Source organism: Neisseria sp. P0022.S010 (assembly GCF_051956635.1).
In genome coordinates this window covers 1-20,676 of the sequence record NZ_JBQCXF010000032.1, presented here as the reverse complement: position 1 = coordinate 20,676, position 20,676 = coordinate 1, and the positions used below count along the sequence as shown (strand labels likewise).

Sequence of the window (20,676 nt, the reverse complement as noted above, 5' to 3'; positions counted from 1 at the left end):
GGCGGCGTTTGTATCCGCGAATGTTTCAATCTAAATGCTTATAGATGTTTCACAGATGTTTTAAAGATGATCTTCAAACTACGCGATAGGAGTAAATCATGAAGTTAAAATATTTGTTGGTCGCTTGCGCAGCTTTATTTGTATCCACTCAAAGTCTGGCTGCTAAACCAAGTGATGAATCTGCAATGAAATGGTTGGAGATTCAAGGGATAAGCAGTAATTATAGCGAGAAAGTACAACGTTCTTTGGAGATGGTGAATAAAGAGGACAATGAACGCTTGTTAACGATGACGCCCAAAGCTCAAAAAGCGCAGATGAAGGCGGTCATCAGCCGTTATATGAAAAACATGCAAGACGATTTGAGCCGTCCTGAGTTGAAAAAGCAATGGTTGGATGAAGAAAAGCGTGCCGTACAGAAAGTATTTACACAAGAAGAAGTCGATGTAACCAACCGTTTTTTCTCTTCACCTCAGGGAAAAAATATTTTGAAAAAGATAAGAAATTCACAACAGCATGGTGGAAATCTTGAGGATGTATTGAGCCAATCGGATATAGAAAAGATGGCTGAAGCATTTGGGCATGGTGCCGGTAAGTCTGCGCTCGAAAAAGTCAAGCATTTCGATAAGCTAAGTGATGAGATTATCCAAAAAAACATGAGTCAAAACTACCTCAATGCAAGCAATAAATATACGCCTGCTTTTGAGGAACAAACACATGGTATTTTATGCAAAGGCAACCAACATTTGCAGAAGTGTGCCAAATAATTTTCCGACTATCTGAAAATATTTATTTTTTGTTGAAAGGTAGAAAAAGATGAAGCTGAAAACCTTATTATTGCCCTTCGCCGCGCTGGCATTGTGTGCCAATGCGTTTGCCGCTACACCTAGCGATGAGTCGCTGGAGCGTTGGTTGGATACGCAGTTTTTTGACCGGGAATTAGAAAAAAATATGATTGACGGTTTCAATGTTGGATTTAAACCGTATGCAGATAAAGCCCTTGCCAAAGTACCGGAAGCGAAAAAAGAGCAAATGGCAAAAGCTATTGATCGTTATCGCGAAAATGTTTTGAGAGATTTGATCACGCCCGAAGTGAAACAGACTATCCGCAATAATTTATTAAAGAATGCCAAATTAACATACACTCAAGAAGAAGTTGACGGCATGATTGCCTTTAATAGTTCACCTGTCGGGCAGGCTGTTGTTGTTAAGACTCCTCTTATGCTCAATCAAGCTATGAACGAACTAATGACTTTTGGATTGGCATTAACAGAGAAAGTTGCACAGCGTCATATGCCTGAATTTGCGAAAGAGATGCAAGGTATCATGTGCGGCGGCAAAAAACCTGATACAAGCTGTAAACAAGCCAAACAGGTTGGGAAAAAGCATAAGAAATAAATTATAGTCGTCTGAAAATATTTCAGACGACCTCCAATTTATCAAACGAAAGAAACCCATGGAAAAAAAATTCTTAGACATCCTCGTCTGCCCCGTTACCAAAGGCAGGCTGGAATATCATCAGGACAAACAGGAATTGTGGAGCCGGCAGGCGAAGCTGGCTTATCCGATTCGTGACGGCATCCCTTATATGTTGGAAAACGAAGCGCGCCCGTTAAGCGAAGAGGAACTGAAAGCATGACCGAATTTGTCGTATTGATTCCGGCGCGGTTGGATTCTTCACGTCTGCCGGGTAAGGCTTTGGCCGATATTCACGGTAAACCGATGGTTGTACGTGTTGCCGAACAAGCAGCAAAAAGCGAGGCTGCGCGTGTTGTCGTTGCCACCGACCATCCGGATATTCAGACGGCCTGTCAGGCGCACGGTGTCGAAGTGGTCATGACTTCCAATCAACACGAAAGCGGTACAACGCGCCTTGCCGAAGCGGCCAATACGCTGAAACTGCCGCAGCATCTGATTGTTGTGAACGTACAAGGCGACGAGCCTTTAATCGATCCCGAACTCATCAACCGTACGGCCGAAGTTTTGGTTGAAAACAATGTGCAAATGGCGACGGCTGCCCACGAATTGCACGATTTTGACGAGTTTATGAATCCCAACGTTGTCAAAGCCGTCCTCGACAAAAACCGCAACGCCATCTATTTCAGCCGCGCTCCGATTCCTTATCCGCGCGACACCATGCGCGCCGAAAAACGCGAATTGCCTTCAGAAACAGCCGTTTTACGCCATATCGGCATTTATGCCTACCGCGCAGGCTTCCTGCAACGCTATTCCGAAATGGAAGTTTCTCCTTTGGAAACCATCGAATCGCTGGAACAATTGCGCGTCCTGTGGCACGGCTATCCGATTGCCGTTGAAATTGCCCGAGAAGCGCCAGCCGCCGGCGTGGATACGCAGGAAGATTTGGACAGGGTAAGGGCTGTGTTCGAGGCCGTCTGAAAGGAAAAAACATGAATGATTTACGCCATTTGAGCCGTGACGAACAAAAACTGCTTGCCGATGTCGCTTTGCTGGTCAAAGACGACGATCAAGAGTTCAACTACGAAATGTTGAAAGTAGCCGCGCCAGACGAGGCCAGCGGCGAATTTTGGTTTCGCATGGCAGAAATGCTCAGCACCCTGCCGCCCAACCAGTCTTTAGATTTGCGCATGACCGGCGGACGGTTGGCAGTCGCCGTATCGATTTTATCGGTGTTGTTGCAGGAAAGCCCCGACATTCCCCAGCTTTGGGCGCAAAAAGTGATTGCGCTCAACTATCTGGCACATGGCCATCGGACACGCGCCCTCGGTTTGGCGCAACAACCGGACAAAGCGGCAGAAGCCAACGAGGAAGAATATTTGGCAAAAGCCTTGTCCCAAAACCTACTTTCCACGTTGAAAGACGCGTTGGAACGCTTCCCCGAAGACAGCTGGTTTATCGAAATGCGCGATGATGCGTGGCAGCACTTTGGCGCAGAGCAGGCCGTCTGAAGTTTTGAACGATAAACGCAAGGCGTGTAGAATTAAACAAACATCAAATCCATAAACCAAGAAGGACTCATCATGAAAGTATTATTGTTGGGCGCACCTGGCGCAGGCAAAGGCACTCAGGCTCAATTCATCACCGCCGCATTCGGCATTCCTCAAATTTCTACCGGCGACATGCTCCGCGCAGCCATCAAAGCAGGCACCCCGCTGGGTTTGGAAGCAAAAAAAATTATTGATGAAGGCGGTTTGGTGCGCGACGACATCATCATCGGCATGGTGAAAGAACGCATCGCCCAAGACGACTGCAAAAACGGTTTCCTGTTTGACGGTTTCCCACGCACATTGGCACAAGCCGAAGCGATGGTTGAAGCAGGCGTGGATTTGGACGCGGTTGTTGAAATCGACGTACCCGACAGCGTGATTGTCGACCGCATGAGCGGCCGCCGCGTGCATTTGGCTTCCGGCCGTACTTACCACGTTACCTACAATCCGCCCAAAGTCGAAGGTAAAGACGACGTAACCGGCGAAGATTTGATTCAACGCGACGACGACAAAGAAGAAACCGTGAAAAAACGCCTTGCCGTTTACCATGAACAAACCGAAGTTTTGGTTGATTTCTACAGCAAACTGGAAGGCGAACACGCGCCGAAATACATCAAAGTCGACGGCACTCAGCCGGTAGAAGCCGTGAAAGCCGAAGTATTGAAAGCTTTGGGCAAATAAGTTTTACTAAAGTAAAATCATAAGGCCGTCTGAAAAAATATTTTCAGACGGCCTTTTCATATTATTGAATGTGGATCAACTGAATTTTTGTTCCAGTTCTTTTGCTAGAGTCCATCCTGCTGCTTCAAGTAATGCAACAGAAATAGTTGGTGCAACAACGCTGCCTAAGCCTGGAATTAATTTTGACAGTTCTTTTGCTATTGTTTTTATGGGTTGTTTTAACATGGTATTTTTAATTGCAGCAATAGCCATTGCCTTGGCAGCTGCTTCGGTCATATTCCCGCCAAAAACAGCACAAAGACTTGTGCACATGGTAGTCATTGTAACCATATCTGTAGCGATACCAAGTCCTGGGACGGGAACGGCATTACCTGCGGCAGCAGCAACTGCATGAGAATGGATAATTTTATGGCATTTTGATTCTTGAGCTGGTGTCATAGTTTTCTCGTAACAGATAAGATATAAAACGGTGTAATACTACGTTATTCGTAGTAAATAATCAAGAAAAATATACGAAATTCGTAACTTTGATTTTTAGGATAGAAGTTATGAATTTACAAGAAATTTTTACAAGGCGATTTAAGGAAGCAAGAAAAGCAAAAAATTTGACGCAGGAGAAACTGGGACTGGCGATAGGATTAGATGAGTTTGTGGCAAGTACGCGTATTAATCGCTATGAGAAAGGAAATCATCAGCCTGATTTGAATACTTTGCAGAAAATTGCTGAAGTATTGGAAGTTCCACCAGCCTTTTTTTTCAGTGATGATGAATTTTCTGTAAAAATTTTAGATTTATATAAGAATAATTAAGGTATGTTGTGATGAGGCCGTCTGAAAAAATACTTTCAGACGGCCTTTCGTGTACAAAAGCTGTTAAAATCGAAGCTATAACCGTTTATCCGCAGGCATCTTATGAATCCCTTAATCTCCGACTTCCAAACCCAGCAACAACATACTCCCGTTATCGTCGCCCTTGATTTTGCCAACGAAAAAGACACACTCGGATTTGTCCGTAATCTTGACCCGACATTGTGTCAAATCAAAATCGGCAAAGAGCTGTTTACCGCGACCGGTCGCAGTTTGGCAGAAAGCTTAATCAATCAAGGTTTCAAACTTTTCCTTGATTTGAAATACCACGATATTCCCCACACCGTTGCGCAGGCATGCAAAGTTGCCGCCGATATGGGCGTTTGGATGGTCGATATGCACGCATCGGGCGGCCGCCGCATGATGGAAGCTGCCGTAGAAGCCGTTGCCGGATATCACACCAAGCCGCTTTTGATCGGCGTAACCGTATTGACCAGCATGGAACAAAGCGACTTGGCAGAAATCGGTTTAAACATCGCCCCTGAAGAACAAGTCATCCGCTTGGCGAAACTGGCGCAAAGTTCAGGCTTGGACGGCGTGGTATGTTCCGCCCAAGAAGCCGCACCGTTGCGCCGTGAATTGGGACAAGATTTTGTCTTGGTCACGCCGGGTATCCGCTTGGACGTTGCCGGCAATAACGACGATCAACGCCGCATCATGACACCGGCCGAAGCATTGGCGGCAGGCTCGACTTATCTGGTAATGGGCCGTCCGGTAACCAAAGCTGCCGACCCAGTAGCCGTATTGCGCGAAGTGAACCGCGTGGTAAACCTTGAAGCAAACTGATTTTTAAGCGACCTTACAGGTTGAGGCCGTCTGAAAAAAACACAACGGAGGCAATATGCCCACCAAGTTCCAACAAGAAACCCTCAAATCTCGTTTTGCACAAGCCAAAGTCCTGGTTGTCGGCGATGTGATGCTCGACCGTTATTGGTTTGGCGATGTGTCCCGTATTTCTCCTGAAGCCCCCGTGCCGGTGGCGAAAATCGGACGTATCGACCAACGCGCGGGTGGCGCGGCAAACGTTGCACGCAATATCGCCTCATTGGGTGGTAAAGCAGGGCTGTTGTCCGTAACCGGCGATGATGAAGCTGCGGATGCACTGGATGCGTTGATGGTGCAAGACGGTGTTTCTTCCTATCTGATGCGCGACAAGCAGATTGCGACTACTGTCAAACTGCGCGTTGTTGCTCGCAACCAGCAGCTTATCCGACTTGATTTTGAAGAGCCGCCGCATCGTGAGGTATTGGAACAAATCAAGCAGCAATACCGCGAAGTGTTGCCCGAATATGATGCCATTATTTTTTCAGATTACGGCAAGGGCGGCCTGTCGCATATTTCCGATATGATCGATTGGGCGAAACAGGCCGGTAAACCGGTTTTAATCGATCCCAAAGGCGACGATTACGAAAAATATGCCGGCGCTACGCTGATTACGCCGAATCGTGCAGAATTGAAAGAAGTGGTGGGCAGCTGGAGAAACGAAAACGATTTGACCGAAAAAGCCCAAAACTTGCGCCGTCATCTTGATTTGAATGCGATTTTGCTGACCCGAAGCGAAGAGGGCATGACCCTGTTCAATGAGGGCGAGCCGATTTATCAGCCTACACGGGCTCAAGAAGTCTATGATGTATCCGGTGCGGGCGATACCGTTATTGCCGGAGTGGGCTTGGGTTTGGCGGCAGGTTATACCATGCCCGAAGCGATGCACCTTGCCAATACGGCAGCAGGCGTTGTCGTGGCAAAACTTGGTACGGCGGTTTGCTCGTTTGCCGAATTGACCAATGCATTGGAAGAGCAATAATGATTGTTTCAGACGGCCTTAAAATTCTAAATGCCGTCTGAAAATAGAGTTGGAAAATAAACCAGACAGAAAAGTTTTTATTTTCAGACGGCATGATTTCTTCAAGGCCGTCTGAAAAATCAAAATAAAGGAAATTCATTATGACCATTATCGTAACAGGCGCGGCCGGCTTTATCGGCAGCAACATCGTTAAAGCACTTAACCAGCGCGGTATTACCGACATTGTTGCCGTCGACAATCTGAGCAAAGGCGAAAAATTTAAAAACCTTGCCGAGTGTGAAATTGCCCACTATCTCGATAAACACGAATTTATCCGTCAAGTGCGCGGCCATCTTCTGCCTTACGACGATATCGAAGCCGTTTTCCATCAAGGCGCATGTTCCGATACCATGAATCATGACGGCCTTTACATGATGGATAACAACTACCAATACACGCTCGATCTTTTGGACTGGTGTCAGGATGAACGTATTCCGTTCCTCTACGCTTCCAGTGCCGCCGTGTACGGCAAAGGCGAAATCTTCCGCGAAGAGCGCAAACTGGAAAAACCACTCAATGTGTACGGCTACTCTAAATTCTTGTTTGACCAAGTATTGCGCCGTCGTATGAAAGAAGGCCTGACCGCCCAAGTCGTCGGCTTCCGCTACTTCAACGTATATGGACAGCAGGAGCAACACAAAGGCCGTATGGCATCCGTCGCCTTCCATCATTTCCACCAATACCGAGAACACGGCTATGTTAACCTGTTTGGTGCCAATGACGGCTATGGTAACGGCGAACAAACCCGCGACTTTGTCAGCGTAGAAGACGTTGCCAAAGTTAACCTTTACTTCTTCGATCATCCTGAGCTTTCAGGCATCTTTAACCTCGGTACAGGCCGCAGCCAACAGTTTAACGATCTTGCCGCTGCCACCGTCAACGCCTGCCGTGCAGCCGAAGGCAAGCCTGAAATGAGTCTGAAAGAGTTGGTTGAAGAAGAACTTATTCGCTATATCCCATTCCCCGATGCACTTAAAGGTAAATATCAGAGCTTCACTCAAGCGGACATCACCAAGCTGCGCGAAGCCGGGTATACAGAAGAATTTTTGGATGTAAAACAAGGCGTCAGCCGTTACGTGAAATGGATGCTGGAGAACTTGGTTTAAGTCCTTCTGATTTGAATGATAAGGCCGTCTGAAAAAGGATTTTCAGACGGCCTTATTATTTTGTGAAATTTTAAAATGAGACCTTTGTAAAATTTCTTTTCCTCCCAATAGCCGAAATTCAAACACAAATTTTCGGCTGTTTTCTGTGGGGGACTGTTAGTTTTTGCACAAGGAACAAATAGAGTAAAAAAACGCTGAAATCTTCGAAAGACGTGGATTTCGGCGTTTTTTTGTATCCGGAAAAGTTACGCCAGCTTTTTCACAAAACCGCGCCGGAATGCGCGGTTTTCTGTTTAAAGCTGACGAGATTAGGGAATTTTTAAAACTGTTTTAAGAGGTTTTTAAAATGGATTTAATCAATACTCCGGCCATACCACTCAACACGGCCTATGATGGCGATGTCGTCTTGGGCATTGCTCAAATCTATTTCAAACGGTGCGTAACGTGGATTTTCGGACGTTACAAGCAGTTTGCCCGGTATACGTTGCACACGTTTGACAAAGAGGTCATTGCCTATACGCAAGACATATAGGCCGTCACGCGGGTCGGTTTCGGCGTGATTGATGAGAATGGAATCCCCATGATTGAGCACGCCCTCCATTGAATCGCCTTTAACGGTAATTACAGACAGCTTTTCCGGCTGTTTGGTCACATAGTTGTCAATCCAATATTTCCGGAAAGCCAAGCAGAACAAAGGTTCTTCGCCGAAGACCGGTGCGCCATACCCTGCTGCTGCGGCTACGTTGTAGCGCGGCACGAATACAAACTCTGACAAGTCGACAGGGTTGCCCATAGTGTCGGTAATTCCATCAGAATTTCTGCTTACAGAGAATGCTCCGGCGTTTTCCGGCCTAGCTTTATCAAGATACGGTAAGCCTTTGCCGGTCAGCAGCCAGTTTAAATCACAACCGGTAACTTCTTGAATTTTTACTAGGTAATCGGCTGTTGGGATAGCTCCCTCTTTCCAAACTCTATTAAATCCAGAAGCCGACATTTCTATCTTGTTATAGATGTCAGATGGCTTAGCCCCATGAGGCCAAAGAAATTTGAGCCTATCTAAAAAAGTATCCATAGTAATCCTGATTTAACTCATTTAAGCAAAACATTAAGCAAAAAAGAAACTCTTTTACTTAAATAAGATTACTCAAATAATCAATATGTTGTAAAAATAATTACGTTTTTGAGAAAAATATTTTAGCAAAAGAGTTGCAGGAAACTGTTTTGCTAAATATAATTCACTCACTTACTAAATAACGGCGGTTAATAAACCTACTTAATTAAGGAATTGCGAGAATGAAAAAAAAGCAAGAAACCATGACTGATTGGCATCGTGCTGACATTGTGGCTCGTCTTAAAAAGGCAGGCTGGTCTGTGAGAGCGTTATCTATCGAGGCTAATTTAGCACCAAATACATTAGGGAAAGCTTTAGATGCTCCTTATCTGAAAGGCGAAAGAATCATTGCAGCAGCGATTGGAGTACCCGCAGAAGAAATCTGGCCATCTCGTTTTGAGAAACGAAACCATAAGCCAACCTTCCCAAGATCTATAAATAGATAACTGTTTTGCTAAATAGTTCCAAAAGAGTAACGCATTTAAGCAAAAATAGAAAGCGGAAAAAATGAAAATATCTGCATCTGATATTGCGAAATTAGGAATTCCGAGCCTACCAACTGATAGACAAGGGATTGAATACCATGCCAAGAAAAATAATTGGCAACACTGTTTTGAGCAAATAGGAAGAGGCCGTCCTAAAAAACTGTATGAAATCGCTTCCCTTCCAGCCGAAATCCGAGCCGCCATCATGAAACGGCAGTCGGACGAGCTGGCGGAGAAGATGCCGAAAACCCTGCCCCAAGTCAGACCGGGGACGGCGATGTCGGCTCAGGCACTGGCTGAAGCGGCCAAGCTGTTGAACGAGAAACAACGGTCGGTGGCGGATGCGCGATGTGCGGTGGTGGCGGCGGTGTTGGGGATCAAATACCAATACGGTTGCTCTGCGAAGGCTGCGGTGGCTCAGTTTTTGGGCTTGCTGGCAGAGGGTAAGTTGGACGCGGTTACGCTTGGGAATTTGGAAAAGGCTAATGACCGCAGCCGGTCGGCGAAGGTTGGCGAACGTACTTTAGACGGCTGGATATCTGCCTACCTTAAGGCGGAAAACGCGACGGAGCGGTTGGTCGCTTTGGCTCCGAAGACGACGAAGGCGGTCAAGCCGATTGAAAGCTACGGTTGGTTACCGATGTTTATGCAGTTTCACAACATCCCTTCAGCTCCGAAACTGGCACATAGCTACCGCCGGTTTGTGCAGTGGGCGGAAGCGGAAAATATGCCGGTCAATGATGTGCCTAACTTGAGTATGGTGCGGCGCGTTTGGGACAAGCTCCCGATGATTATGCAGGAGCGCGGCAGGAAAACGGGGGCGGCTTATAAATCGCTGCTGCCTTATGTGAAACGTGATTGGGGGGCTTTGAAGCCTAACGATGTTTGGATCGGCGACGGCCACAGCTTTAAAGCGAAGGTGGCACATCCGGTACACGGCAGGCCGTTTAAGCCGGAAGTGACGGTGATTATTGATGGTTGTACGCGGTTTGTGGTCGGTTTTTCGGTATCTCTTGCTGAAAGTTGTGTGGCGGTATCGGACGCTCTGCGTATCGGGGTCAAGCACTTTGGTTTGCCGATTATCTATTACTCGGATAACGGCGGCGGCCAAACCGGCAAGACGATAGACCATGAAATCACGGGTATTACGTCCCGACTGGGTATCCGGCATGAAACGGGTATTGCGGGCAACCCGCAAGGGCGCGGCATCATTGAGCGATGGTGGAAAGACAATCTGATTGAGATGGCGCGGCAGTATGAGACGTTTGCGGGCAGCGGGATGGACAGCAGCACGAAGAACCTGATGTACCGCAAGATGGAAAGTGCTTTTAATGCTTTGGAAAAAGGCAAGGATTTGACGGAGGAACAACAAAAATATTTGAAAAAACTGCCGAGCTGGTCGCGTTTTATCGCGGATGTGGCCAAGTGTATCGACGAATACAACAACCGCCCGCACGGCGAGCTGCCCCGACATCCGGACGGCGGGCATTATTCGCCGAAGGCTTATCGGGAAATGAGGCTGGAACAGGACGGTATCGCGCCGGATATGTTGTCGGTAGAAGAGCTGGCGACGATGTTTATGCCGCAAGAGGTGCGAAAAGTACAGCGCGGTTGGCTGGATTTGTTCAACAACTCTTATTTCTCAACTGAGCTGGCGGAGTATCACAAGGACGAGGTACGGGTCAGCTACGATTTGAGCGATGCGTCGGCGGTCAATGTGTTTGATATGGACGGCAAGTTTATCACTAAGGCGCAGGCCAACGGCAATACACGCGAGGCTTTCCCGACGGCGCGTATCGACCAACTGGCGGAAAAACGCCGAAAAGGCAAAATCAAGCGGGCGGAAAATGCAATCAAGCTCGCAAACGCGGAAGTCAATCCGGCACTGGAACAGGCTGCGGTTTGGGACGAGCTGGGAAATTTGGGCGGAAACGTCATCAAGGCGGAGTATGCGGTATTGCCGAAAACGGGCACGGACAATTTTGTGTTGTTTGAGGCGGATAGAAGTTAAAACGGTTTTAAACCTCTTTTAAAAGGACTAAAAAAATGAAACAAATCAATCATACATTGCAACAAAAACTGGCTGAATTTAAAGCCAAATCAGGTATGAACCAAACCCAACTGGCACGCGGTATCGGTACTTCGCCGGCATCCATCAGTATGTATCTCAATGGTACTTATGCGGAAAAAGGCGGCAATTATGAAACCATCGAGCCGAAAATCGAGGCGTTTTTGGAGATGCAGGACAGTAAGGCGCAACGTGAAGAGCTGGTGTTGGGATTTGTATCGACTAAGACGACACGCCGTATTGCAGAAGTGATGCGCGATGCGCACGAAGGCGGCGAAACGGTGGTGATCTACGGTCAGGCGGGTTTGGGCAAGACGCAGGCGGTCAAAAACTACTGCGAGAAAAACCCTGCGGCCATCTTGATTGAGGCTAATCCGAGCTTTACGGCTTTGGTCCTGATGCGCAAGTTGGCGACAGCGGCGAAGGTATCGGCGATGGGCAGTTTGAATGATTTGTTTGAGTCTGTATCTGACCGCCTGCGCGATTCGGGCCGTCTGATTGTGGTCGATGAAGCGGAAAACCTGCCGTTACGCGCCCTTGAAATTGTACGCCGTCTGCACGATGAGACTGGCTGCGGCTTGGTGTTGAGCGGTATGCCCCGACTGGTGGCCAACCTGCGCGGTAAGCATGGCGAGCTGGTGCAGCTTTACAGCCGCGTGTCTGTTGCGCTGAATTTGGGCGAATCTTTGCCGGATGACGAGCTATTTGAGATTGCGAAAGCGGCTTTGCCTGATGCGGACGAGGAGACGCTCTTGGAACTGGTTAAACATAGCAACGGCAATACGCGCCGGATGAGCAAATTGATGCGCGGCGCGGTACGCACGGCGAACAAGAACGGTATCAAGATGCAGGCCGGTATCGTTAAGAAATACAGCTCCCTGATTATCCGATAAGAAAGGCCGTCTGAAATGAGACAAGAATATGCGGTACACGCCGGAGTCTATGAGGACACTTGGCACGACTACGAAACCCATAAACGGCGCAAGATTTGGCGGGCTGATGTGCGCGGCAAGCGGAAAGAAGGCTTCGCATGGTTGCAAATCCGCCGACTGCGGAAGCGATTTGAAAGCAAAGAGGAAGCCAAGGAATGGGCGGCTCAAGTGAAGGCGGATTGGGTACGCAATAATTTTTTTGCCTTGAGAAAATATTAAGTAATTGATTTATAAGGAAATAGGAAAATGTCTAATTTGTTTTGCGAACGAAAAACCAAGTGGATCGGTTTGGCTTTTTGGTTGTTGTTTTGGGCGGTTTTGGTGGGAACGATGCTGCATAGCTGCTCTAAGCCGGTGGTGTCGGCGGCGAAATTGGAAATGTCGCGCCGCGAGCGTATGGCGGATTTGGAGGCTCAAGCTTTGGGCGAGCAATACGAGTCGATGAGTACGGAGGAAAAAATGAAAGGGATTGTTTATGAGCGATAAGCCATTGAGCCCTACGGCGAAACAAGAGGCTTTGGAACGTGCGCTTAAGGAAATCCGCGCGAAATATGGCGATAAGGCGATTGTGAAAGGATGTGTGAAATGAGTTTCGGACGACGTAATACGGATTGGCAGGCTTGGGGACAACACCGCAGGCGTGCGACGGCGCGAATGGCGCAAAAAAGCCGAGAGCGTGAAATCGAGGAATATCAGGCGCGTTTTAAACGGCCTGCCGAGAAGAAGGAGGAGAAAAAATGATTTGGTTTGTTGTCGGATTGGCGGTGTTGGTGGTGCTGGGGATTTGGCTTGAACTGCTGGCCCGAATCGTCGTATTGCACATGATAGGCAAATGCCATGACGGGTATGACGACAATTAAAACGGTAAGCCGTTGATGTTGCTCTATATTTTTTTGCCTTATTGTAAATATAAGGTATTGATTTAAAAGGAATTTAAAAATGAATGCAAAAGAAATTGCAGAATGGATCGAAGACCGTGGCGAGCTGATGTTGATGAAGAAGGACGGCGAGGGATTTGTGATTGCCGCGCGGTCGCCGGACGGGATGTGGAAAACGGCGGAAGCGGAAACTTTGGCTCGGGCGATAACTTTATGGGAGGAAGCGTGATGGACATTGAGCAATACAACCCTAAAAAGAGTCCGAAATATAGCAATTTTATTTATAGATTTTTGAAAAAGAACAAAAAAATTATACCGCATAGAGGAATGCCGGTTATCGAAAAGTTTGACACGTTGGGTATCTGGCGTATCGGATGGCATGACAGTGACGGATGGTTTACCGGTGCTCCCATCAGTTTTTTACCCAATGGCAAGGTAGAGATTTATGCATTTAAGCCAGGCGGACAAGTTGTCGAAAAAGTCGAATGGTGTGATTACAAACGTATTGGAGCCTGTGCTATTGACGGGTATGCGCATAAATGGCGTGAAGTTAATAAAAACAGTCGGTGCTGCGAATACTGCGGCCAATGGATACGACGGAAAGTTAAAACCGAGAAAGTTATTCGCCGCCGCGATATTTGGGAGATTGAATCATGATTTGCCGTTGTCCTAACTGCGGAGCGGCCAACAGCTTGGATAGTTTAGTCAGTGATGCTGAAGCAGCCGAAGTGCTGAAGATGTTGCTGGAACTTGATGCTGATATCGGGAAAGCGGCGATACGGTATATCGGTTTATTCCGCCCTGCCAAGTCCCAGCTCTCTTGGGCGCGTACCGCGAAACTGTTGAATGAGTTGCTGCCGATGATTAAGGCGCAGGAGGCGGCGCGTGATGGGGTTTGTTTTCCTGCCCCTACCGAGGCTTGGATTCATGGCTTTAACGAGACGGTCAATGCACGCGACCAAGGCCGTCTGAAACTGCCGCTTAAATCGCATGGTTATTTGTTGGAGATTGTGAGCCAGTGGCAGGGTTCGGGGTTGCCCTCTCCCCAGCCCTCTCCCACGGGGAGAGGGGGCGAAGGTGGTGCGCCGTCCAAGCTGCGGCAGGGTGTGGCAGCCTTGGGCGAATGGGCGGGGAATGATTGGGCGAAACGGGAAATCGCGGCAGGGTTTGCATTGCTCGCCGCGCTCAATCTGCCCAACCGCCCCGCAGCGCAAGACCTGCCGGTAGTCGCGGAAATTTGGTATCGGCAACTGAAGGAAGCCAAGGAAATCGTCTCGCCGGAGTATGACCCGATACGGATTCAGACGGGGTTTAAGGTGTTGCAGGCGGCAGAAACATGGCCGCAACCCGCCGAACTGCGCCGCAACCTACCGCCACGGTTGATACCGAGGGCGATGTTGGCGAAGCCCGCGCCGGACAAAGAAAAAGGCCGTCAGAAAATGGCGGAAGTGAAAGATGTTTTAAACAAGAAAGGAAAGTGAAATGAAAGTGTATGTTTTTAAAATTAGTAATGAGAACGGTAAGTTAAAGATAGAACTCCCCGAAATCCCAATGGGTAAGCAAATTGACGAAGTTGATTTGATTGCTGGGCTAACCACGGAATTTATTGCAAGTATGTTACGTGATGCCCAAAAAGATCGTCGCAAATTCGTAATCGACGCATCAAATCAATTGGCTGCAATCCAGGCATATCAAAAAATCTTTAATTAAGGAAGGAAGAGAAAATGGCTAAAGTCATTATTACCATTAAAGATAGTACCAAAAACTTATTTGATTTTGAAATCAAAGGATTGGAAGAGGAAAGTGGAAAAACTCCTGCAATCTTTGCCGGACATGCCGCCGCCGGCTATCTGAGAAAAAGGCAAACAGCCCTCCACGAGAATTTTTTAAGTCAAATTTTACGAGACTTATCAGATCAAGATTTTTAGAGCGAAAGGAAAAGAAAATGGCTAAAACCCGAATCAAACACCCCGCTATCGAAGCGGCACAAGACAAAGCGGAAGTCACTGCGTTTATCCGCAAAATCGGCGACTTGCAGCGCGAAGTCAAACGCCTGGAAACAGAAGCCGGAGACAAAAAAGCGGTCATCGAAGAAGAATATGCCGCCAAAGCCGCGCCGATGTGTGCCGAAATCATGAGCCTGACCGAACGTGTGGCCGCATACTGCGAGGCACATAAGGACGAGCTGACGGAAAACGGTAAAACCAAAACCGTGGACTTTACTACCGGCCTGATTAAATGGCGCATCCGTCCGCCATCCGTCAAGGTAACGGGCGTGGCCGCCGTCTTGGCGTGGCTCTCGGAGAAATCTGCCTTTGCCGAGTTTGTCCGCACTAAAAAGGAAATCGACAAAGACGCCATCCTGAATCAAAAAGAGCGTTTTTTAGACGGCAAGGTGCCGGGTATTAAGATTGTGTCGGGGCTTGAGGATTTTGTGATTGAGCCTACTGAGCAGGAGTTGGTGTGATGGCGAAAATTGTTATTACGATACAAGACGAGATGCCAGTAAACGGCTTGAACGGCGTGACCATCAGTTATGACGGCGATTTGGAGCCGCAAGGCGAACTGACGATGGCGCAGATGACGGCTTATAACATCAAGAAATTGATGGATGCGGTTGAGTTTGAGACCGCAAAAAGGCTAAGTAAAGCAAACTGACCCACGGCGGGCAACAGCCCGCCATTTTTGAAAAGGATTTAAATATGTGGTTTAAACAAGTTACCCCATTTCGCTTGCCGGAATTGCCCGAAAAACGCTATTTAGATGAATCTCTTGGAAGTAGCTGGTTTAAGAAACTCAATGGATTCGACTGGTTTTCCGAGGGCTTTACTCACCCAAATGCGTTTGCCGAACTTGCCGTGTTTGAAGCGCAAAAGACTATGCTTATTACCCTGAAGCGCGAAGAAAAAGTGCTGCCGAATGCAGTGATTAAAAACAATCTGGACGAAATCGTTAAAAAAATCGAAGCCAGAGAAGGAAGAAAAGTCGGTCGCAAAGAAAAGAACGAGCTGCGCGAAAACCTAACCAGCAACCTGCTAACCCGAGCCCTAACCAAAAGCAGCCGCACTTATGGTTTATTTGCTGGCGAGTGGTTATTCGTTGATACGGCAAATCGCCGCAAGGCCGAAAACCTGTTGACCAAGTTGCGCGAAGCCCTTGGCGGGCTGCCTGCTCAACATCCGGTTACCCGTCAATCGCCGGCATCATTGATGACCAATTGGCTGTTGCAGGGCGAAGCTCAAGGTCGGTTCATGCTGGATTCTGACGTTACCCTGGTCGGTGTGGGCGATGTTGCTCCCAAAGTTAAAATCAGCCGTAAAGACCTTACCGCCGAGGATGTGGTACAACACGCCAAAAATGGCATGAAAGTAACCGAACTTGGCTTGGTATGGAATGACCGCGTGGCATTTATCCTGACACAGGATTTAACACTGAAACGTATCCAATGGCTGGACGTTGTGCAGGAAGAAGCTGAAGGCAGCTGCGATGATGCGGAAAGTATGGCTTATGCCACACAGCTACTGATGGAGGCTGCACTGAGTGCGATTCTTGGTGAGTTGGTGGATTTACTGGGAGGTTGGCAGGAATGATGGAGGGTTGGGATGGATTCTAAAGGCTGGGATTTTTAAAGCTTGATTAAAGGCCGTCTGAAATGGGGTTTAAAACCTGTTTCAGGCGGCCTTTTTGTTTGTAGTCATATTGCGTATAATCAAACAACATTTTGACTATATCATATGAGGATAAATCATGAAGAAACTATTAATTGCCTGCGTAACTTTGGCTTTGGTGTCTGTGCCTTTAACTGTACAAGCTAAGGGCCGTCAGCCTTGTTCGGGTAAAAAAGGCGGTGTGTCGCATTGTGCGGGAGATAAGTTTGTATGCCAAGACGGCAGTATTAGTAAATCAAAACGTATTTGCGGCCGTTAATTAAGGTTTTGAAATTTTGGCTGTCTGAATTATTCAGACGGCCTTTTTTGTGCCTATCAGTTTCACAAAAAACATCGACTTAATACTATATATTGTATTTTATTGGTATAATATGCGCTAATTTATACTATATGTTGTATTGGAGAGATAATGCGCCGTGCGTTGATTGCGAAAATTAAGATTGCTCAAAAGGAGCTGGGTTTGGATGATGCGACGTATCGCGCAGTGTTGGAGCGTGTAACGGGCAAGCGGTCGTGTACCGAGTGCAGTATCCCCGAGCTGGAACGCGTAGTAGAGGATTTGCGCCAACATGGGTTTGCGCCGAAGAAAACGGCAGGTCGACGGCCGAACCGCCGAAGCTCCGCTGACCCGATGATGCGCAAAATCGAAGCCCTGCTGCTGGATAACGGCTGGACTTGGAATTATGCGCACGGTACGGCGAAAAAGATGTTTAAGGTTGACCGCGTGGAATGGTTGTCAGACGGCAATATGCACAAGTTGGTGGCGGCGTTGCAGATTGCGGCGAACCGTAAGAAAAAGGAGGCATAGGAATGAGCGTAAGTTGGGAGATGACGGAGCAGGATTTTGAGGATGTGAAACATCTTCTGCCGCAGAGCGTGGTGGCGATGATTACGGTCATCGGGCTGGAGGCGACATTTCACATGGTCAAGGTATGGGGCGGAACGAATTATCCGATATCCAACCGCCGCCGCAATACGCGCCAAAGCCGAATCTTACACGCGCAACTGGTCGAGGACATCGGCGAAGATGCTGCGGGACGATTAGAGCGAGCATATGCCGGTCAGCCTTTCTTGGCGATTCCGCGTTGCTGGGATGCAATGCGCGAACTTCGCAACCGATTTATCCGCCGCCAGTATGATGCGATGAGCGCGGAAGGTTTGAGCGATTTGGTTATTGTGCGCGAGCTGGTGTTGGCTCATCGGCTTTCTACGCGAAATATCCGTTACATTTTGAAAGAGGCCGACCGCGAGGCGGCGGCAAGAGCGCAGACGGATTTATTTGCAGCTTGATTGTGTTGTGTGTTTCTTGTGAGTGGACCTTTGCCCTGCTTTATGCGGGGCTTTTTTTGTTTGCGGGATAGTAAGTGCATTTGTGCCGACCGTCTTATGCCGTCTGAAAAGGTTAAATAAGGTTTTGAAAATAAATCGTGATTTAACTTGGAGATGCTAATGGGCAAAACTGTAACTTTAACCGCAGGCCACAGCAACACCGACCCGGGCGCGGTCAACGGAAGCGACCGTGAGGCGGACTTGGCGCAGGATATGCGCAATATTGTGGCTTCAATCTTGCGTAACGATTACGGCCTGACCGTACGCACCGACGGCGAAGGCAAAGGCAATATGCCGCTGCGTGAAGCGGTTAAGCTGATTCGCGGCTCGGATGTGGCGATTGAGTTCCATACCAACGCGGCGGCCGCGAAAACGGCCACTGGCATTGAGGCTTTGAGTACGCCGAAAAACAAACGCTGGTGTCAGGTGTTGAGCAAGGCTGTTGCGAAGGCGACCGGCTGGAAACTGCGCGGCGAAGACGGCTTTAAACCCGACAATGCGGGCCAGCATTCGCGCCTGGCTTATGCGCAGGCCGGTGGCATTGTGTTTGAGCCGTTTTTTATCAGTAACGACACTGATTTGGCTTTGTTTAAGGCTACTAAATGGGGCATCTGCCGCGTGATTGCAGACGCGATTGCGGTGGAATTGGGAGCGGCGAAGGTATGAAAAAGTCTTTGATTGCTTTGGCTCTGTCTGTGTTGAAACCGCCGATGCCTGAATTTGAGATTAAGCCTGCCAGTATTGGCTATTTGAAACAACATCCGTCTATGCGCATGGGTAAGTCGGGCGTGGCGGCTGCCAAACGCGCGGCGCGTAAACGCAAGAATCGTCGTTAATCATGGGACAGGTTGAGTTTTACGAAAAGATGATTGAGCAATGGTCGCGCAAACCTGCGTTTGAATTTGCGGAGGGCGAACTGGCCAATTATCGGGAAATGCTGAAACGGCACCTGCAAACCAAAAGTGTGGAATAGCAATGCGTATTTTGGATATTTTTAAAAACCCTGCGACAGGCAATGTGTCGCACTCGAAGCTGTGGGCAAATGTTGCCTGCGCGGCTGGGACGTTTAAATTTGTGATGTTGCCCGATCCGTCGGCGGAGATTTGGGCGGTGTATTTGGGAATTGTCGGCGGCTATGCGGTGGCGCGTTCGTTTGTCAGCGTCAAACGTCAGGAGGTTGAGAATGACGCTCAAACTGTTGACGAATAAATGGGTGTTGAGTGGCTTGGCTGCCATCTTAGTGCTGATTTTGGTGGCATCGTACAAGCAAGGGTACAAGACGGCATACCAAGAACAGCAGGCAGTCATCGATAAGATGGAAAAAGACAAGTCGGAAGCATTGCGTCTGTCGGCGCAAAACTACGCACGCGAGCTGGAACAAGCCCGCGAAGAAGCAAAACAATCTGAAGCCAAGGCGCATGCCGTCGGTGTGGAATTGGCACAAAAGCAGGCGGAAGTCAGCCGTCTGAAAACGGAAAACAAAAAGGAAATCGAAAATGCGCTTACTCAAGACCGCCAAAAAGCAGGCGGCGGTTGTATTGACGGCCTTGGCTCTCACAGCCTGCGCCTCTACGCCCGCGCCCTCGGCTACGGAAATTAAGATTGTCGAAAAGGCGGTCATGCCGACACCGCCCGCTGCGTTGATGGTTGCGCCGGTGCGCCCGAATCCGCCGAAAGACGGTAAAACGGCCACGCTGCTCGAACACGCCGCCGAGTTTGGCGGCTATGTTTCGGAACTGGAAAACCAAAATCAGGCTTGGCGCAACTGGGTCAACAGTCAAGCGGCAGTTGACGGTTCGGAGGGCGCGCGATGACGACTTATCGTGAGTTGGTACAACGTACGGTCGCCTGCCGCCATGCGGATTTAGAGCTGGGATTGAGCCGCGCACGCGAGCAAGAGCCGTTTGTCATTCATGTTTCCGACCTGTTGGATAAGGCCGGTATTGAGTACGCGGTACGCATGGATAAGGATTTTCAGACGACCTTTAATCTCGAATATCCAAATACAAGCTACGACACTTTTAAACGTGCAGTTTGGCAGACGATTTCAGCGTATTACTGCGTTTGTAACGATGGGGATGGACTCGAAATTACCAGCAATCGTCCTAACGGCTACTCCGTCCGTATCGTATTCGGCGATGTGCTGGTTTAAAGGGGTTTTAAATGGACTTTGAATTTGGTTTTAAAACTCTTTGGCCAATTGCGACGGCGGCGTTTTGGTTTTGGGTCAACGGCATTTCAGGCCGTTTGAAAGAGGCGGACAAGCGTATCGATGACCTTAAAGAAGAGCTGCACGCGGTCAAGCTCTCTTATCACACCAAGCAAGATGCCAAGGCAGACCGCGACAATATCGCAGCTTCTTTGGGACGCATCGAAAACAAGTTGGAAAAAGTAAACGAAAAACTGGACAGGAAAGCGGACAAATCATGAAAGACCCGATTTTGGAAGCCTTGGCGCGTATTGAAAACAAGACTGATCAAACTCTGAAAAATCAGAAGGAAATGCAGGCGGAAATTGCACAAATTCGCCAAGACACGAAACGCACGGCCATTACATTCGGCGCACTGGGCGGCGGCGTGATTACGGTCGGCTGGGAATTGCTTAAAGCGAAAATGGGATTGTAATTATGGCTCACCCGCAAGAAATCCGTGAAAAGTTACGCCGGCTCTATGTGAGCGGCGAGCAAACTTTGGAAACGGCGGCCTTGATGTGCGAAATCCCGCAGGCCACTGCGCGTGCGTGGAAA

Annotated in this window: 40 protein-coding genes; 38 read left to right on the top strand and 2 right to left on the bottom strand. The window is 48.4% G+C overall.

Annotation, left to right across the window (positions count from 1 at the left end; genetic code table 11):
* Positions 1 to 98 precede the first annotated feature (98 nt).
* The 6 genes from ACTHUT_RS05600 (at position 99) to adk (ending at position 3,644) form a co-directional block, all read left to right on the top strand.
* A complete protein-coding gene (locus ACTHUT_RS05600) occupies positions 99 to 764 on the top strand; it encodes a hypothetical protein (protein ID WP_440385690.1) in 666 nt (221 codons plus the stop codon).
* A 49-nt stretch (positions 765 to 813) separates the two neighbouring features.
* Positions 814 to 1,395, top strand: coding sequence for a DUF2059 domain-containing protein (locus tag ACTHUT_RS05595; protein ID WP_440385691.1), 582 nt, complete (start codon positions 814 to 816; stop codon positions 1,393 to 1,395).
* Between the two features lie 58 nt (positions 1,396 to 1,453).
* Entirely contained in the window at positions 1,454 to 1,636 is a 183-nt protein-coding gene (locus ACTHUT_RS05590) for a Trm112 family protein (RefSeq protein WP_070607687.1), read from the top strand.
* Positions 1,633 to 2,394 carry a 3-deoxy-manno-octulosonate cytidylyltransferase gene (gene kdsB / locus ACTHUT_RS05585; protein WP_204788085.1) on the top strand — a complete coding sequence of 254 codons (762 nt, stop codon included), beginning with the start codon at positions 1,633 to 1,635 and terminating at the stop codon, positions 2,392 to 2,394. The genes ACTHUT_RS05590 and kdsB overlap by 4 nt, the downstream gene beginning before the upstream one ends.
* Positions 2,395 to 2,405: 11 nt before the next feature.
* The gene (locus tag ACTHUT_RS05580) at positions 2,406 to 2,924 is read left to right on the top strand and encodes a hypothetical protein (RefSeq protein WP_003746102.1); all 519 of its coding nucleotides are present in this window, start codon (positions 2,406 to 2,408) and stop codon (positions 2,922 to 2,924) included.
* A gap of 72 nt (positions 2,925 to 2,996) precedes the next feature.
* Complete coding sequence (gene adk, locus ACTHUT_RS05575; RefSeq protein WP_440385692.1) at positions 2,997 to 3,644, top strand: adenylate kinase; 648 nt, start codon at positions 2,997 to 2,999, stop codon at positions 3,642 to 3,644.
* Between the two features lie 75 nt (positions 3,645 to 3,719).
* Here the strand turns inward: adk and ACTHUT_RS05570 are convergent, their stop codons facing one another.
* A complete protein-coding gene (locus ACTHUT_RS05570; RefSeq protein ID WP_440385693.1) occupies positions 3,720 to 4,082 on the bottom strand; it encodes a hypothetical protein in 363 nt (120 codons plus the stop codon).
* A gap of 110 nt (positions 4,083 to 4,192) precedes the next feature.
* Here ACTHUT_RS05570 and ACTHUT_RS05565 point away from each other — a divergent pair, with 110 nt between their 5' ends.
* From ACTHUT_RS05565 to rfaD, 4 genes are all read left to right on the top strand, one after another.
* Positions 4,193 to 4,453: a helix-turn-helix domain-containing protein gene (locus ACTHUT_RS05565; protein ID WP_003746109.1), complete on the top strand. Its 261-nt coding sequence runs from the start codon at positions 4,193 to 4,195 to the stop codon at positions 4,451 to 4,453.
* 102 nt (positions 4,454 to 4,555) lie between these two features.
* Positions 4,556 to 5,296 (top strand): orotidine-5'-phosphate decarboxylase, encoded by a 741-nt coding sequence (pyrF, locus tag ACTHUT_RS05560; RefSeq protein WP_440385694.1) that lies wholly within the window; start codon positions 4,556 to 4,558, stop codon positions 5,294 to 5,296.
* Positions 5,297 to 5,351: 55 nt separating this feature from the next.
* Positions 5,352 to 6,314: a D-glycero-beta-D-manno-heptose-7-phosphate kinase gene (rfaE1, locus tag ACTHUT_RS05555; protein ID WP_440385695.1), complete on the top strand. Its 963-nt coding sequence runs from the start codon at positions 5,352 to 5,354 to the stop codon at positions 6,312 to 6,314.
* 140 nt (positions 6,315 to 6,454) lie between these two features.
* Positions 6,455 to 7,459: an ADP-glyceromanno-heptose 6-epimerase gene (gene rfaD / locus ACTHUT_RS05550; protein ID WP_440385696.1), complete on the top strand. Its 1,005-nt coding sequence runs from the start codon at positions 6,455 to 6,457 to the stop codon at positions 7,457 to 7,459.
* A gap of 352 nt (positions 7,460 to 7,811) precedes the next feature.
* Here rfaD and ACTHUT_RS05545 read toward each other — a convergent pair whose 3' ends face one another.
* Complete coding sequence (locus tag ACTHUT_RS05545; RefSeq protein WP_002219323.1) at positions 7,812 to 8,531, bottom strand: LexA family transcriptional regulator; 720 nt, start codon at positions 8,529 to 8,531, stop codon at positions 7,812 to 7,814.
* Between the two features lie 221 nt (positions 8,532 to 8,752).
* Here ACTHUT_RS05545 and ACTHUT_RS05540 point away from each other — a divergent pair, with 221 nt between their 5' ends.
* The 28 genes from ACTHUT_RS05540 to ACTHUT_RS05405 all read left to right on the top strand — a co-directional run.
* Positions 8,753 to 9,016, top strand: coding sequence for a helix-turn-helix domain-containing protein (locus tag ACTHUT_RS05540; protein ID WP_082815528.1), 264 nt, complete (start codon positions 8,753 to 8,755; stop codon positions 9,014 to 9,016).
* A 61-nt stretch (positions 9,017 to 9,077) separates the two neighbouring features.
* Entirely contained in the window at positions 9,078 to 11,066 is a 1,989-nt protein-coding gene (locus ACTHUT_RS05535) for a Mu transposase C-terminal domain-containing protein (protein ID WP_440385697.1), read from the top strand.
* A gap of 35 nt (positions 11,067 to 11,101) precedes the next feature.
* Positions 11,102 to 12,016 (top strand): AAA family ATPase, encoded by a 915-nt coding sequence (locus tag ACTHUT_RS05530; RefSeq protein ID WP_070646145.1) that lies wholly within the window; start codon positions 11,102 to 11,104, stop codon positions 12,014 to 12,016.
* A gap of 15 nt (positions 12,017 to 12,031) precedes the next feature.
* Positions 12,032 to 12,274, top strand: a complete 243-nt coding sequence (locus ACTHUT_RS05525; RefSeq protein ID WP_296186341.1) for a toxin PIN — start codon at positions 12,032 to 12,034, stop codon at positions 12,272 to 12,274.
* A gap of 27 nt (positions 12,275 to 12,301) precedes the next feature.
* On the top strand, positions 12,302 to 12,541 hold the full coding sequence (locus ACTHUT_RS05520; protein WP_063076373.1) for a hypothetical protein: 240 nt from the start codon (positions 12,302 to 12,304) through the stop codon (positions 12,539 to 12,541).
* A gap of 99 nt (positions 12,542 to 12,640) precedes the next feature.
* Positions 12,641 to 12,796, top strand: coding sequence for a hypothetical protein (locus ACTHUT_RS05515; RefSeq protein WP_004520477.1), 156 nt, complete (start codon positions 12,641 to 12,643; stop codon positions 12,794 to 12,796).
* Positions 12,793 to 12,915: a hypothetical protein gene (locus ACTHUT_RS05510; RefSeq protein ID WP_281256729.1), complete on the top strand. Its 123-nt coding sequence runs from the start codon at positions 12,793 to 12,795 to the stop codon at positions 12,913 to 12,915. Before ACTHUT_RS05515 ends, ACTHUT_RS05510 begins: the two co-directional genes overlap by 4 nt.
* 79 nt (positions 12,916 to 12,994) lie before the next feature.
* On the top strand, positions 12,995 to 13,162 hold the full coding sequence (locus tag ACTHUT_RS05505; RefSeq protein ID WP_199900973.1) for a hypothetical protein: 168 nt from the start codon (positions 12,995 to 12,997) through the stop codon (positions 13,160 to 13,162).
* Positions 13,162 to 13,590, top strand: coding sequence for a hypothetical protein (locus ACTHUT_RS05500; RefSeq protein WP_049227033.1), 429 nt, complete (start codon positions 13,162 to 13,164; stop codon positions 13,588 to 13,590). Before ACTHUT_RS05505 ends, ACTHUT_RS05500 begins: the two co-directional genes overlap by 1 nt.
* Positions 13,587 to 14,414 carry a hypothetical protein gene (locus ACTHUT_RS05495; RefSeq protein ID WP_440385698.1) on the top strand — a complete coding sequence of 276 codons (828 nt, stop codon included), beginning with the start codon at positions 13,587 to 13,589 and terminating at the stop codon, positions 14,412 to 14,414. Before ACTHUT_RS05500 ends, ACTHUT_RS05495 begins: the two co-directional genes overlap by 4 nt.
* 1 nt (position 14,415) lies before the next feature.
* Entirely contained in the window at positions 14,416 to 14,643 is a 228-nt protein-coding gene (locus ACTHUT_RS05490; protein ID WP_070823982.1) for a hypothetical protein, read from the top strand.
* 14 nt (positions 14,644 to 14,657) lie between these two features.
* On the top strand, positions 14,658 to 14,861 hold the full coding sequence (locus ACTHUT_RS05485) for a hypothetical protein (protein WP_285070083.1): 204 nt from the start codon (positions 14,658 to 14,660) through the stop codon (positions 14,859 to 14,861).
* A gap of 17 nt (positions 14,862 to 14,878) precedes the next feature.
* The gene (locus ACTHUT_RS05480; RefSeq protein WP_440385700.1) at positions 14,879 to 15,400 is read left to right on the top strand and encodes a host-nuclease inhibitor Gam family protein; all 522 of its coding nucleotides are present in this window, start codon (positions 14,879 to 14,881) and stop codon (positions 15,398 to 15,400) included.
* Positions 15,400 to 15,591, top strand: coding sequence for a hypothetical protein (locus tag ACTHUT_RS05475; protein ID WP_440364733.1), 192 nt, complete (start codon positions 15,400 to 15,402; stop codon positions 15,589 to 15,591). The genes ACTHUT_RS05480 and ACTHUT_RS05475 overlap by 1 nt, the downstream gene beginning before the upstream one ends.
* A gap of 44 nt (positions 15,592 to 15,635) precedes the next feature.
* A complete protein-coding gene (locus ACTHUT_RS05470) occupies positions 15,636 to 16,523 on the top strand; it encodes a recombination-associated protein RdgC (RefSeq protein WP_440385701.1) in 888 nt (295 codons plus the stop codon).
* A 157-nt stretch (positions 16,524 to 16,680) separates the two neighbouring features.
* A complete protein-coding gene (locus ACTHUT_RS05465) occupies positions 16,681 to 16,860 on the top strand; it encodes a hypothetical protein (protein ID WP_222570255.1) in 180 nt (59 codons plus the stop codon).
* A gap of 150 nt (positions 16,861 to 17,010) precedes the next feature.
* The gene (locus ACTHUT_RS05460; RefSeq protein ID WP_440364621.1) at positions 17,011 to 17,409 is read left to right on the top strand and encodes a gp16 family protein; all 399 of its coding nucleotides are present in this window, start codon (positions 17,011 to 17,013) and stop codon (positions 17,407 to 17,409) included.
* Between the two features lie 2 nt (positions 17,410 to 17,411).
* A complete protein-coding gene (locus ACTHUT_RS05455) occupies positions 17,412 to 17,891 on the top strand; it encodes a Mor transcription activator family protein (RefSeq protein ID WP_049350550.1) in 480 nt (159 codons plus the stop codon).
* A gap of 159 nt (positions 17,892 to 18,050) precedes the next feature.
* Complete coding sequence (locus tag ACTHUT_RS05450) at positions 18,051 to 18,596, top strand: N-acetylmuramoyl-L-alanine amidase (protein ID WP_440364620.1); 546 nt, start codon at positions 18,051 to 18,053, stop codon at positions 18,594 to 18,596.
* Positions 18,593 to 18,766 (top strand): hypothetical protein, encoded by a 174-nt coding sequence (locus ACTHUT_RS05445; RefSeq protein WP_188209081.1) that lies wholly within the window; start codon positions 18,593 to 18,595, stop codon positions 18,764 to 18,766. Before ACTHUT_RS05450 ends, ACTHUT_RS05445 begins: the two co-directional genes overlap by 4 nt.
* 2 nt (positions 18,767 to 18,768) lie before the next feature.
* Positions 18,769 to 18,903, top strand: a complete 135-nt coding sequence (locus ACTHUT_RS05440; RefSeq protein ID WP_440364619.1) for a hypothetical protein — start codon at positions 18,769 to 18,771, stop codon at positions 18,901 to 18,903.
* Positions 18,904 to 18,905: 2 nt separating this feature from the next.
* Complete coding sequence (locus ACTHUT_RS05435; RefSeq protein WP_440385702.1) at positions 18,906 to 19,139, top strand: hypothetical protein; 234 nt, start codon at positions 18,906 to 18,908, stop codon at positions 19,137 to 19,139.
* Positions 19,114 to 19,530, top strand: coding sequence for a hypothetical protein (locus ACTHUT_RS05430; RefSeq protein WP_440385703.1), 417 nt, complete (start codon positions 19,114 to 19,116; stop codon positions 19,528 to 19,530). Before ACTHUT_RS05435 ends, ACTHUT_RS05430 begins: the two co-directional genes overlap by 26 nt.
* Positions 19,427 to 19,744: a hypothetical protein gene (locus tag ACTHUT_RS05425; RefSeq protein WP_440385704.1), complete on the top strand. Its 318-nt coding sequence runs from the start codon at positions 19,427 to 19,429 to the stop codon at positions 19,742 to 19,744. The genes ACTHUT_RS05430 and ACTHUT_RS05425 overlap by 104 nt, the downstream gene beginning before the upstream one ends.
* Positions 19,741 to 20,082 (top strand): hypothetical protein, encoded by a 342-nt coding sequence (locus ACTHUT_RS05420; RefSeq protein WP_440385705.1) that lies wholly within the window; start codon positions 19,741 to 19,743, stop codon positions 20,080 to 20,082. Before ACTHUT_RS05425 ends, ACTHUT_RS05420 begins: the two co-directional genes overlap by 4 nt.
* 11 nt (positions 20,083 to 20,093) lie before the next feature.
* Positions 20,094 to 20,360 (top strand): hypothetical protein, encoded by a 267-nt coding sequence (locus tag ACTHUT_RS05415; RefSeq protein WP_002253472.1) that lies wholly within the window; start codon positions 20,094 to 20,096, stop codon positions 20,358 to 20,360.
* Positions 20,357 to 20,554: a hypothetical protein gene (locus ACTHUT_RS05410; protein ID WP_070630689.1), complete on the top strand. Its 198-nt coding sequence runs from the start codon at positions 20,357 to 20,359 to the stop codon at positions 20,552 to 20,554. Before ACTHUT_RS05415 ends, ACTHUT_RS05410 begins: the two co-directional genes overlap by 4 nt.
* A 2-nt stretch (positions 20,555 to 20,556) precedes the next feature.
* On the top strand, positions 20,557 to 20,676 hold a 120-nt coding region (locus ACTHUT_RS05405), incomplete at its 3' end, for a DUF1804 family protein (protein ID WP_440418695.1).